The organism is Serratia sp. Tan611 (genome assembly GCF_905188235.1).
GTDB classification, from domain to species: Bacteria; Pseudomonadota; Gammaproteobacteria; order Enterobacterales; family Enterobacteriaceae; genus Serratia_B; species Serratia_B rhizosphaerae.
This window is the reverse complement of sequence record NZ_LR994655.1, coordinates 3973819-3986104: the sequence shown is the minus strand read 5'-3', so window position 1 is coordinate 3986104 and position 12286 is coordinate 3973819. Positions and strand designations below refer to the sequence as shown.

The window sequence follows — 12286 nt, the reverse complement described above, 5'->3', positions numbered from 1 at the left end:
GCCAAAAGATAGCATTCAGGGGCGCCGCGCGGCGCCCTTATTTTTCCCTGGATAAACGCTATAAACTGTGCTCTGGATCCGTTAGAATTAACGGTTCTATGGCGATTGGGTCGCCTATATTCTCTCTGGTTCACGCCGCATTGCGCCGGTTCCCTTGCCGGGGGATATACAACCTCTAACGAAAGAACGCGAAAAATCATGTTTGAAATTAATCCGGTAAAAAACCGTATTCAGGACCTGTCTGAGCGTACCGCCGTTCTTAGGGGGTATCTTTGACTATGATGCCAAGAAAGAACGCCTGGAAGAAGTAAACGCCGAGCTGGAGCAGCCGGACGTCTGGAACGAGCCTGAGCGCGCACAGGCGCTGGGTAAAGAACGTTCGGCGCTGGAAGCCATCGTTGAGACCATCGACAGCCTGAAACAGGGCGAAGAAGACGTTAACGGCCTGCTGGAGCTGGCAGTTGAAGCCGACGATGAAGAAACCTTTAACGAAGCCGTGGTTGAGCTTGATCAACTGATCGTCAAGCTGGAACAGCTAGAATTCCGTCGTATGTTCTCCGGCGAATACGACAGCGCCGACTGCTACCTGGACATTCAGGCCGGGTCAGGCGGTACTGAGGCGCAGGACTGGGCCAGCATGCTGCTGCGCATGTACCTGCGCTGGGCCGAAGACAAGGGCTTTAAAACAGAAATTATCGAAGAGTCTGACGGTGACGTTGCGGGGATTAAATCCGCCACCATCAAGATTATCGGCGACTACGCATTCGGCTGGTTGCGTACTGAAACCGGCGTTCACCGCCTGGTGCGCAAGAGCCCGTTTGATTCCGGCGGCCGTCGTCATACCTCGTTCAGTTCGGTGTTCGTTTACCCGGAAGTGGATGACGATATCGATATCGACATCAATCCGGCGGATCTGCGCATCGACGTTTACCGCGCTTCCGGTGCGGGCGGCCAGCACGTCAACAAAACCGAGTCTGCGGTGCGTATTACCCACCTGCCGACCAACATCGTGGTGCAGTGCCAGAACGACCGCTCACAGCATAAAAACAAGGATCAGGCATTCAAACAGCTGAAGGCGAAGCTGTATGAATACGAGATGCAGAAGAAAAATGCTGATAAGCAGGCGATGGAAGACAACAAATCCGATATCGGCTGGGGCAGCCAAATCCGCTCTTACGTGCTGGATGACTCCCGGATCAAGGATTTGCGCACCAGCGTAGAAACGCGTAACACGCAGGCCGTATTGGATGGCGACCTGGATAAATTCATTGAGGCAAGTTTGAAAGCCGGGTTATGAGGAACAAAAATGTCTGAGCAACAACCACAGGGCGCCGATCAGGCGTCGGATCTCAATAACGAGCTGCAGTCACGTCGTGAAAAACTGGCGGCGCTGCGCGAGAACGGCATTGCGTTCCCGAATGATTTCCGTCGTGACACCACGTCCGACAAGCTGCACGCAGAATATGACAGCAAAGACAACGAAGAGCTGGAAGCGCTGGGCGTAGAAGTGACCGTCGCCGGGCGTATGATGACCCGCCGTATCATGGGCAAAGCCTCCTTCGTTACGCTGCAGGACGTTGGCGGCCGCATTCAGCTGTACGTCGCGCGCGACGACCTGGCGGAAGGCGTCTACAACGAACAGTTCAAGAAGTGGGACCTGGGTGATATTCTCGGTGCGCGCGGCAAGCTGTTTAAAACCAAAACCGGCGAGCTGTCTATCCACTGCACCGAACTGCGTCTGCTGACCAAGGCGCTGCGTCCGCTGCCAGACAAGTTCCACGGCCTGGCCGATCAGGAAACCCGCTATCGTCAGCGCTACCTGGATCTGATTGCCAACGAAGAATCTCGCCACACCTTCAAGGTGCGTTCGCGCATCATGTCCGGCATCCGCAACTTTATGGTGGGCCGCGACTTTATGGAAGTGGAAACCCCGATGATGCAGGTGATCCCGGGCGGTGCCTCCGCGCGTCCGTTTATCACCCACCACAACGCGCTGGACATCGATATGTACCTGCGTATTGCGCCGGAGCTGTATCTGAAGCGTCTGGTAGTCGGCGGTTTTGAGCGCGTTTTCGAGATCAACCGCAACTTCCGTAACGAAGGCGTATCGCCTCGCCATAACCCTGAGTTCACCATGATGGAACTCTATATGGCGTATGCGGATTACAAAGACCTGATTGAGCTGACCGAGTCGCTGTTCCGTACGCTGGCGCAGGACGTGCTGGGCACCACCAAGGTGCCATACGGCGATGAAGAGTTCGACTTCGGCAAGCCGTTTGAAAAACTGACCATGCGTGAGGCGATCAAGAAGTATCGTCCTGAAACCGACATGGCGGACCTGGATGATTTCGATAAGGCGAAGGCGATTGCCGAGTCTATCGGCATCAAGGTAGAGAAGAGCTGGGGTCTGGGCCGCGTAGTGACCGAGATCTTTGAAGAGACGGCGGAAAGCCATTTGATTCAGCCGACCTTCATCACCGAATACCCGGCGGAAGTTTCCCCGCTGGCGCGCCGTAACGACGAGAACCCGGAAATTACCGACCGCTTTGAGTTCTTTATCGGCGGCCGTGAAATCGGCAACGGCTTCTCCGAGCTGAATGACGCAGAAGATCAGGCGCAGCGTTTTGCTGACCAGGTTGCCGCGAAGGATGCCGGCGACGACGAAGCGATGTTCTACGACGAAGACTACGTGACCTCTCTGGAACACGGTCTGCCGCCGACCGCTGGTCTGGGCATCGGTATCGACCGTATGGTGATGCTGTTTACCAACAGCCACACCATCCGCGACGTTATCCTGTTCCCGGCAATGCGTCCGACGGCCAAGTAACCGGCCGCAGCCTTAATCAACCGGTGCGGGTGACCGCGCCGGTTTTTTTATGCGCAGCGCATGTTCAGAATAACTAACTGCTTAAAACATCGGCAGTTATGCGTTAACTCCGCTTGCCCGCCGCCAAGAAGCGGTTATAATGCCAAACGCACACCTAAGCGGGTGTAGTTCAATGGTAGAACGGCAGCTTCCCAAGCTGCATACGAGGGTTCGATTCCCTTCACCCGCTCCAAGTTCTACTTATAAATCAAAGTCTTGATTTATAAGGACACCTAGCTGAGGTGATTTCTCACCTACAACGCTATCTGTACCATTGAACTACACCCGTAACTGTCACTGTTTGGTGTGTGGTTGATCTGTGAGCATATCAAACCGTTGGCGGTCGTTCCAGCGTCTTACCGCGATAGCAAAACAAGAAACCTAAGCCCCACTGTAGGCTCTAAATACTCACAGAAAGCTCATAGCAAGGCGCATTTAAGCCCGATGTCACTAAACAGGTTCATGGTGGTTTTCGTCCCTGCACACGATATGTAGGCTCTGCCAGCGTTTCAGCCACGCTTCCCTTAGGGGATACACGGTTATCCTGATAAGACCTTGTTCTGAGTAGATCACTGATGCTATCGCTAACGCTTCGCTTGTTGTTGTACCACCAACGGGGCTTTATGGAGGCTATTGTCTTAAATTTAGTTCGCTGTAAAATTGAGCATATAGAATAGGTTAACAAGAAGAATATTTATGGGATGGTGGAAAGACCTCAGCAAAAACAGCATTTCGGGGCTGATTGTTGCTCTTGTTACAGGTAGTGGTGGGTTAGCCGTCGTGGTGTGGCTATGGCGCTACATCAAGCAAATTTATCACTGGTTGGTAAGCATTATGGCTCACCCTGTAACGATACCCGTATGGGGAATAACCATTTTATCGGCAATATTGTTAGCGCTTGTGCCTGTTATTACACATATAATGAGTCGAAATAATGAAAAAGAAGCCTCTGCACAGACGGGCACTTTCTTAGATTATACCAATGATACAATTTTTGGAATGAACGTATCTTGGCGTTGGATTAAACCCTATGGCAATAAAAATTATACATTGAATTCCATTGAGGTAAGATGTCCAGAATGCTCTGGTATATTAAGTGAATACTCCGATTCTGATCGGTATAATCGTTATGTGTACCCATTAATTAAATGTGGGTTTCATGATTGTGGCTGGCATATCGCTCGTGAATTTGAACGTATTAGCTATCGGGATATGGATTATAAATTGACGCAGGAAATCGACCGGCGATGCTATCAGCGCTTTGGGAAGTGATTTTTTTTTTGAGAGGTGAAAATGAAAGGAATATGTAAGTTATGCCTTGAAGAAAAAGAGTTAATGGAATCGCATAGCATTCCAAGAAGTTATTTCAAGCGGTTAAAGAAAAACGATTCACAATTGATTGTGGTGCGAAAAGGCAGTAGGCCAAAGCGAGAAAATGTTGACCCTAAGGAGCCTTTGCTGTGTTTTGAGTGTGAGCAATTTATTAGTACTGAATACGAGTCATACGGCATTAGGTTACTGAGAAATCATCATAACATAAGGAAAAACTCTGATCATATTATAGTTAACTCATTTAATTATAAGAGGTTTTATCTATATTTGCTTAGTATCCTCTGGCGTGCTTCAATATCAAAAAATATACATTACTCTACTGTTGTAGGTGTGCATGAATTAGATGAGTTCATGCGGCATTGTGTAAAAAATAACTTGATTAGGGTAAGTAAATTAAACCAATTCAAGGTGGATCATCTCATAAAAATATGTGTATTTCGGCTTGTTGATAGTACGAATAATATTGGTGATATTGAAATTAAATCTGTTTTGAGTAATTTCTCGTTTAGAGAGGTAGAGCAAGTTAATGGATTTTCATGGTTCTTTGTTGCGGAGGGCTTTGTTATCTTTTATGTGTTTAGCCTTGGTAAGGATTATAATGATGTTAGGAAAATGCGATTGAAGTCTCAGCTAAAGAGTGGTAGCCATCAGAAGATATACAAAATAGAAATTTCCCAAGACTCTCTATTTAGAGATATTTTCAATGATTTGATTGCCGCCGCAAAGGGTGATTTTGAAAAAATTGAGTAAGAGTTGTATGTATGGAGTAAAGTGAAATGGTTTCGTGGCAGAACCTACATTATTCGCATTGATTTTTAAATAACTCATGGTCACTTTCGTCCCTGAAGGGTTCAATGCGGTTGTTTGGGTTCCATTTATTCCACACTCTCAAATGTCTTTGTATGAGAGCAGGGGCGAACAACAGTCGTTTAGGCCTTAATGAATCGATCCTTGACAATCTACCCCGATATCCGGATATTGTCGGCTTCACCAAACCCGTATCATACCTAAAATCAAAATGCAACATTTATCAATAAATATCTGGACATTTTAAACGTTCCATGACATAATAGTATTTATAGATTAGTGAGTTAGCTAAAAATCACAGTATTCTCAATACTTCCCATACTGATTTATAAACATATCCTTTGACAGCACAAGAGATAGCCCCCTTCTGGGTGCTTCCTTCCGTGTTGCGATTTTCTTTTTCCAAACTTAAGAGGTAACCCTATGAAACAGACCGAATTCATTCGGCGGTCTACTGCCGACCAGATCCTGAAAGCGCTGATAGCGAACCGGATTAACCGACACATGGTTTATGCATACCGTAAACGCCACCCCAATGATGAGGCCGGGATCGAGAAAACTGGTGATGCACTGGAACAGTACCGAGTGTACTTGCTGGAACAGAAGCGCCAGCCACCGAAACCAACAGCGGCGACATTGGCCCTTGCCGATTTACTAGATGAACATCATCCACACGGCAATGTCCGATCTCCGATGACGAAAGAGTTGATCGAAAGGCAAAAGCGACTCGTTCAACTAGCGTTTGGCCGTGATATCAGCACCGAACAGGTATTTACACTCTGGGCTGCATACAGCATGAATAGTTATAGCGAATTCTCTCATCAGGAGTATCTCACCCACAGGGATAACAATTCCCAACTACGTGATGAGGGCATGTGAAGATGGAGAAGAAGGCCAAAAATGCGTTCCTCTTAGAGCTGAACAGCACAGATTTCAATGCAGTCATGAAGCACTGCCAAAACAACGGCATTTCGCCACACAAATTTATGAGAGCCGCCGTTAGATCGGCTCTCGCCGTGAACAATCCTGTAGAGGAGAGAGAAAGTGACAGTAGCAAGCGCAAAAATTAAGCGGTCAGACCCGTATTATGATGTCAAAAAACGTAGAGATATCACCCCATCAGCTAAAAATGTTTATTACGCATTACTCAGTTTGCAGAAGACCTGTGAGGACGTTTATCCGAGCCATGATTGGATAGCTGATGAATGTGGGATATCTAGAAGCACATCGATCAGGGCGGTGGCAGAATTACATAGGCTCGGTTTTATTATCAAGACCCAACGGGGAAGTATGAAAAGCAATATGTACTCTGTTGTGCTCCCGGCTGACTTGCCAGCAGAGCAACAAAAGGTTAAGTCGCAGAACAACATCCAGCCGTCAGAAATGGAACAGGGGCCAGCAGGAGCACGGGTGCAGGGAGATGTAGATGAGCATGACCGTGATTCAAAAACAGAATGCCGCACGCCGTACAATGATCAAAACAGCCATGATCCGGTTGAGGTTGGTCAGCCTGATGTTAACCCTGCTGATGTGGTTCCCGAGCTGAAAGCTGCGCCAGTGCCTGCTGTGCTACCACATTTACAGGGGGATGATGAATTTTCCATCTGGTGCTCAGTCGCCAAGCGTGATCAGTTAAATATCCCGGTTGTAGATATCCTCAAGGACTGCAACGGCGAGAGAAACAAGGCCGCAGCGAGCGTAAAACTCATGATTGATCACATGCGTAAGCGGCGAAAAGATGAGCAACGGCGGCAGGTTGAACATCTGGCGAATGAGGATACTAGCGCCGATGGCCTGTTGGATGAGGAAGAAGAAATTCCATTCTAAGGGAGGTATTGCATGGTAATGACCGATAGCGAGAAATCTCGCATCTCAGAAATCGAAGAAAAGCTCCGCGAACGTAAAGCAAGAAAAGTAAGACTTAGCGATTACGCACCACACATAGTAACCGCCGTTAAATCTGCACTTGTTCAAGGTCGGCCACTGGACAAAATCTGCAAGTTGTACGCTGTCCCGGCATCCTTGGTACTGCATCTGCAACGAACATATAACAAACGATTTAGACGAAAACATTTTTTGTCGAGTAGGGACAAGATCTTCTATATCACCCAGATGCAAAGTGAAGGCAAGGCTGATGAACAGATAGCAGAGTTCCTCGATTTATCCCTGAATGGCTTCCGCTCATGGTGGCGACGCTTTCGGGAATATCCTGTTCCAACATCACCAAGTCCAGAAAAACCTTCGCACTACAGCCAGTTCTCATACCATTAAATAACAATGTCAGTACAAAAACCAGACATCAGCCGATGGGCCATTGATGCGCTTTTCTACGCATTAAAACCAAGAGTAATTATCACTCTGATTATTATTATTTTCATAACCGATTACATATTGAGGGTTCCCACATGAGTATTTTTGAATCGATCGTAGATTCCCTGAAGTCACAAATTGAACGACAAGCGGCGGAGGTTGAACAGAGTTCAATCAGCAAAGCTAAAGACGGGCTGGCAGCGACTATCGCCGAGCATATTAAGAAACAGACTGCACAACCGGCAGCAGCTGAAGAACCAGCCACGCCAGCGGCAGAGATTCGCAAGATAAAGAGCAAGGGTATCGCCCTAACTCATAAGGATCAGGGTGGGCCTGCAAATGGCCGTCCAGTTTCCCTACTGATAAAATCATCAGACCAACCAACCATTAAACGCCAACAGTTGATCAGTAGGTCGGGCGTCCCGATGTTCATCCGCAAGGCCAACGGTGAACTACTTAGCCCCAGCGGCCAGTTGATCACTGAATCCCTGATGAAAACTATCAGAAAATTGAATATTGAATTCACCATTCAAGAAGAACAATCAGGGACGAGGGTCTGTAATGGATGATATCGAAACAATCAGCGACTTTATCAGTCTGGATACCCCGGAGTGCATAGCCGATAGCGTGGACATGAGTGATCTGTTCCCTCAGCTATGGGCTGAGAGCCTTCTGTATGAGGGTAACAGTGATAAGCCTCTACCTCTCATTGGGTAGGGGCTTTCTCATTACTTCAATAACTGTCGTAATTATTCCAATTAAATACATTTAAATATGAATTAATAGGATGGAATGTAATTATGACTGAGCAATAAACGTACAGTTGCGGTAGTGCGTGGTAGGCACTTAAGGAATATTGAGCAAGTGGTAACGGGTCTGTAGGTCTTGGGGCAGTAGGCATCGTAAAATATATTGTGCGGATAAACATTTTTATTGTAGGGTAATGGGCTAAACACAATATCGGTATTCACTTTAAAAATAAAACACTGTTTCATTTCCCACAAATGATATTCATTTCATTTTGAAAATGAGATTCATTATCATCTTTGAACAATGCCGGGGAACCCGGTCAGATATCCCAAAACAGGGCAAAGTCAGATGCCTAAAGGGGCAATTTGGTTTCACTGGTAGAATTGAATGAAAGCGCCGAAAGTCGCAATATCGGTATTTTAGGAGTGACTTACCCACAAGCTGATCGACTTATCCACATTTGCAATCTTCCCTGTAAAATCTGGTGTGTTCTGCCCCTCATTGCTGCCGCAGGATTGGCATAGCGTTACCAAATGGGGCGAAGTGGTAGAAAGGCAACTGGTCGGGGTTGTTGCAAAGGTGCAGATAACGGTCATTATGTTAAATAGAACGCCTTTGACGTGCTACAGAGCTGTGTAAAACATCCAATCTTCTCTCAGGGCGCTTGTAAGGGCTTATGCATAGGGTAGGTAGGGTTAGGTCGAGTTAGGGCCGTAGCGTAGCGCTGAGGGGCCTCTGTAATGATGTGATGGTATGCAAGCAGGAGTATCAGCGTTTCCCTGATATTTGAGAAAGATTCTCATTATCAAAAATGGTAACCCGAGGACTGTCAAGCACCGATATCCGTACGCTGTGATATTTTCATCCATTCCACACAAATGACCCCCTACCTGAAGTGGCACCCCAAAAACTGGCGGGCAGTGGCCTGTAACCACTGGGGCCATAAATCGTTATCGTCTACTCTGCATTACATCGGAGCTACACAAGCCAAGGCTGACGATTTCGCAGGTAAATATTCGTTGGGAGAGTTGGTATGAAATACACCATGAGAATGATCATTCTGTTGGCTTCGGCGGTAGCCATATCACCGGCTTATGCGGGTAAGATCACCATGAGCAATCCGACGAGTGAGAAGCTTTCCAGCGGTAAGACGCTATGCATCTATGAGGATGCGATCCACAGCTTCCAGTTCGTCACAAAGGGGAAGTGCCCTTACGCTAAGACTTTCTCAACAACAGAGGAAGGCTCGGAATAAGGGGCTGTAGTGAATCAATATGAATTGCAAAATGTTTGCGTACCCACTTTATTGCAGTACGTAGTAACAGGGCGTTGACTATTCCACTGATTTATCTGTTCTTGTTGCATCCGAACATTTTCATTGTTGATCCGAATCTGCTGTGTTCTATCTTCGATCATTAAGCTTATGTCGTTACATTGAGCTTTTGTTGGTGGGCTAGTTGAGGCTCGCGTTGTCATTTCGGCCACATAGGTCTGCAATAAATTTGGGTCATATGTATAAGATCTATTCATAGTATCGGATAGGTAGCGAAGCCCGAGAGCTGCCACGGTTCGATCCATGTTTCCATCTTCATTGCATTTACGTACAGCGGCAAGCAATGTTGCGGTTTGCTGGTATTGGCTTTGATTCATAGTTGGTTTGGGAGCACAGCCAACTACAGATATTGCGATAGTGCAGATTAAGAATGTACGTTTCATATTTCTCACAAAAGTTGTTTTATCATAATTCTTACACTTTAATATCATTGCTAACGTTTGCCTTAACGTCAACAAAAGTAAGAGACTGTGTTCCCACTGATCCGTCTTTCCTCTGGGTGCTGCTGGTACTCATGCTGATCGTGACGGCCATCCTGATGACCATTGCCAAACGCATCATGCGGAAGATGTGGTTTTTTATTGCTCAGCATATCCCATAAATGCGGGGCTTATTGGGATTTATCGTATGCTACATGTCCGTGCTCTACAGCCGTCTAATAATCCTATGCAGAGTTGAACGTGGTAATCCGGTTATCACTGCCATCTCCGCTATCGTTTGTACCTCGCGGTTGTCCCATAGGCGGATGATCTGATCTAGCGTTTTCCAATCATAAACGGTAGGGCGTCCACGTCTCGAGCCAGCATTGATCACATGCAACGGCAGTAGGGTATCTGCACAAATTGACGTTTGTCGGACTTCCCCGGTTCGGGATTCTTTGCGATACACCACGACACAAACAGGCAGAGGGGCACGGTTGAATTGTCTAGTCTGGGTAACCCCTGATGCGGGGATAAACCGCATACCCCTATGACACCATCGGATTTCGTGGCAATGGGGATTAGCAAATACATGATCTAGAAAATACGTTGCCTGCGTCCGGGCTGGAACAATCATCACGCAGCAATCCGCCGCAGCGGCCTTTGCTAGGAATTCCCCACACATGGAATATGGAGGGTTACAGAAAACAGTATGCCCCTCCCAACATTGGCTCAATGCGTCAGTCTCTGCCGTCCAGTAGGTAGAATGTAGGGCGTTTTCTTCGGATGCTGCTGCATCTACCGTAAATGTAAATTCCCGATGCAGATTTTCATATACGCGGCGTGGCGTCCGCCATTCATCAGACCCGCCATGTTTTTTCCCATTCTGTGCGTACCGCATCCAACATTCACCAGCTCTCAGAGTGAAACAATGAGGGGACAACCCCCTCCATTTTTAATCTAGCAGATTGCTGAGAGGCGTTAATGTGACATAGAGATAGTCATCATCACGCTCTTCGATTGTGATTGGCATGTCTACACCATTAGTTAAGACCGCCTTAGCTCGGTAATATTTGGCGGAAACCGTTTCAAGGTCTTTAACAATAATGCATTTGGTATCGTTGCTTTTATCTTTGAATATTGAAGTGGTTATTTCACATGCTGCTATTTTGATAGATTCTCTTTTATCTATGGTAATACTTATGTACACGGAGCCAAGAGCTATAAGCACATAGACTGCTAGCCAAAGCCATTGCATCATACCTGCTGCTTTGGCTCGACCGAATGCATAGATTGGTGGAAAAATGATAATCCCTAATGCCGAACCGATGAATTGAGACTGAGATTCGTGAGTGGATTTAACCATCTCTTTTTGGTCAAAGAAAACACAGGTAATACTTGCTATGTAAAAAATTGCATAAGCAATCTTATCATTACTTGTGAAATAGTAAGCTATTGGTACTATAAGCGGGAGTATTAGGAACAAGTAAAAGTAAATGTTTTTTATCTTGGCGGGCTGAGTGGTCACAGTGATCTCTTTTTAATCATAAATGTTAATAATGCAGTGTGGATTATTGTACCGTAATAGAAGTGATCAGTGGACGGACATTGTTAGAATTTTGCTATGATCGCCATTGTCCTGACAGAAATCGAGGGGGCACTAGTAGGAGTGAAGTTCCATTTTGACACTAGTGAAGTTCCATTTTGACACTAGTGAAGTTCCATTTTGACACCCAATAATACTAACTTATAACATTAACTCTATAATACTAGCTTTATAATCTTTACTCCCTTCGGTCGTAAGGCGTGGCTACGCATTTCCCACACTGGAGAACACTGGATGTGTTCGAAGGGTAGGGAAAGAGATAGTTTAAGGGTTTTTAGGTTTGTTTGGTTACTTGAGAGAGCCTATAGGCTATCGGGTCTACTGTTGGTTATGGTGACTAGTCACCTCGGGCATTGTCCCATGGACAAGCCACCTTTTGGGCAATGGAGAGAGCTACGCTCTCGACCTTTGGAATATGTCACGAGGCTGATAGCCGAGAGTCAAGCGGGCGGCGGGGGCTGGCGGTCATCACGCTGAACAAGTAACCAAACCATACCTAACACACCTGACCATTACCTTACTCGCTTACCATTACTTACCACCTGATTAAACCCCACAACTTAGAATCCTTCCTGTACGGCATCAGGTTCAACGCTAAGCCTAAATCCATGCCATTGCATTACCTAAGTGGATAAAACGCCGCAAGGTGGCTTACACCTCGCTTTGTTGGGTTCTGTATTGCATGAGTTCATACCAAAACTTCAAATTCACATATTGCAATGCATGTCAATAGGAATTTCGTATTTATTATTGATAATCATTCTCATTAGTGTTATAATAGATATTAGAGATAAGACGGTATGCCAACTTGATATCTCTAAAAGCCACAGCGCCTGAATGCTGGGCAATGCCCTTCGGGGTAG

General features: G+C 46.5%; 12 protein-coding genes and 1 tRNA gene. 10 read left to right on the top strand and 3 right to left on the bottom strand.

The genetic code is table 11. From position 1 onward, the window contains the following. Positions 1–198 precede the first annotated feature (198 nt). The 10 genes from prfB (at position 199) to TAN611_RS18750 (ending at position 9320) form a co-directional block, all read left to right on the top strand. Positions 199–1297, top strand: a protein-coding gene (prfB, locus tag TAN611_RS18795) for a peptide chain release factor 2 (protein ID WP_105232390.1) whose coding sequence is annotated in 2 segments (ribosomal slippage) — positions 199–273 and positions 275–1297 — 1098 coding nt in all. Because the reading frame shifts where the segments join, the coding sequence is not laid out codon by codon here. Positions 1298–1306: 9 nt separating this feature from the next. Next, entirely contained in the window at positions 1307–2827 is a 1521-nt protein-coding gene (gene lysS / locus TAN611_RS18790) for a lysine--tRNA ligase (RefSeq protein WP_105232389.1), read from the top strand. Between the two features lie 158 nt (positions 2828–2985). Next, a tRNA-Gly gene (locus tag TAN611_RS18785) sits at positions 2986–3059 on the top strand. A gap of 503 nt (positions 3060–3562) precedes the next feature. Then, positions 3563–4138, top strand: a complete 576-nt coding sequence (locus TAN611_RS18780) for a magnesium transporter (RefSeq protein ID WP_203066868.1) — start codon at positions 3563–3565, stop codon at positions 4136–4138. A gap of 21 nt (positions 4139–4159) precedes the next feature. After that, a complete protein-coding gene (locus tag TAN611_RS18775; protein ID WP_203066867.1) occupies positions 4160–4948 on the top strand; it encodes a hypothetical protein in 789 nt (262 codons plus the stop codon). 480 nt (positions 4949–5428) lie between these two features. Then, a complete protein-coding gene (locus tag TAN611_RS18770) occupies positions 5429–5884 on the top strand; it encodes a hypothetical protein (protein ID WP_203066866.1) in 456 nt (151 codons plus the stop codon). A gap of 165 nt (positions 5885–6049) precedes the next feature. After that, a complete protein-coding gene (locus TAN611_RS18765; protein WP_203066865.1) occupies positions 6050–6832 on the top strand; it encodes a helix-turn-helix domain-containing protein in 783 nt (260 codons plus the stop codon). 12 nt (positions 6833–6844) lie between these two features. Then, entirely contained in the window at positions 6845–7276 is a 432-nt protein-coding gene (locus TAN611_RS18760; protein ID WP_203066864.1) for a hypothetical protein, read from the top strand. 134 nt (positions 7277–7410) lie between these two features. Continuing rightward, complete coding sequence (locus TAN611_RS18755; RefSeq protein ID WP_203066863.1) at positions 7411–7884, top strand: hypothetical protein; 474 nt, start codon at positions 7411–7413, stop codon at positions 7882–7884. Between the two features lie 1214 nt (positions 7885–9098). Next, positions 9099–9320 (top strand): hypothetical protein, encoded by a 222-nt coding sequence (locus TAN611_RS18750; protein WP_238404479.1) that lies wholly within the window; start codon positions 9099–9101, stop codon positions 9318–9320. 14 nt (positions 9321–9334) lie between these two features. Here the strand turns inward: TAN611_RS18750 and TAN611_RS18745 are convergent, their stop codons facing one another. From TAN611_RS18745 to TAN611_RS18735, 3 genes are all read right to left on the bottom strand, one after another. Beyond that, positions 9335–9781 (bottom strand): hypothetical protein, encoded by a 447-nt coding sequence (locus TAN611_RS18745; RefSeq protein WP_203066862.1) that lies wholly within the window; start codon positions 9779–9781, stop codon positions 9335–9337. 262 nt (positions 9782–10043) lie between these two features. After that, entirely contained in the window at positions 10044–10718 is a 675-nt protein-coding gene (locus tag TAN611_RS18740) for a DNA N-6-adenine-methyltransferase (protein ID WP_203066861.1), read from the bottom strand. Between the two features lie 54 nt (positions 10719–10772). Next, positions 10773–11345: a hypothetical protein gene (locus TAN611_RS18735; RefSeq protein ID WP_370576234.1), complete on the bottom strand. Its 573-nt coding sequence runs from the start codon at positions 11343–11345 to the stop codon at positions 10773–10775. Positions 11346–12286: the final 941 nt, after the last annotated feature.

Bases quoted from the DNA above. Each gene is read 5' to 3' on its own strand.
- lysS (WP_105232389.1), top strand. From the start codon at position 1,307: ATGTCTGAGCAACAACCACAGGGCGCCGATCAGGCGTCGGATCTCAAT.
- TAN611_RS18780 (WP_203066868.1), top strand. From the start codon at position 3,563: ATGGGATGGTGGAAAGACCTCAGCAAAAACAGCATTTCGGGGCTGATT.
- TAN611_RS18775 (WP_203066867.1), top strand. From the start codon at position 4,160: ATGAAAGGAATATGTAAGTTATGCCTTGAAGAAAAAGAGTTAATGGAA.
- TAN611_RS18770 (WP_203066866.1), top strand. From the start codon at position 5,429: ATGAAACAGACCGAATTCATTCGGCGGTCTACTGCCGACCAGATCCTG.
- TAN611_RS18760 (WP_203066864.1), top strand. From the start codon at position 6,845: ATGGTAATGACCGATAGCGAGAAATCTCGCATCTCAGAAATCGAAGAA.
- TAN611_RS18755 (WP_203066863.1), top strand. From the start codon at position 7,411: ATGAGTATTTTTGAATCGATCGTAGATTCCCTGAAGTCACAAATTGAA.
- TAN611_RS18750 (WP_238404479.1), top strand. From the start codon at position 9,099: ATGAAATACACCATGAGAATGATCATTCTGTTGGCTTCGGCGGTAGCC.
- TAN611_RS18745 (WP_203066862.1), bottom strand. From the start codon at position 9,781: ATGAAACGTACATTCTTAATCTGCACTATCGCAATATCTGTAGTTGGC.
- TAN611_RS18740 (WP_203066861.1), bottom strand. From the start codon at position 10,718: ATGCGGTACGCACAGAATGGGAAAAAACATGGCGGGTCTGATGAATGG.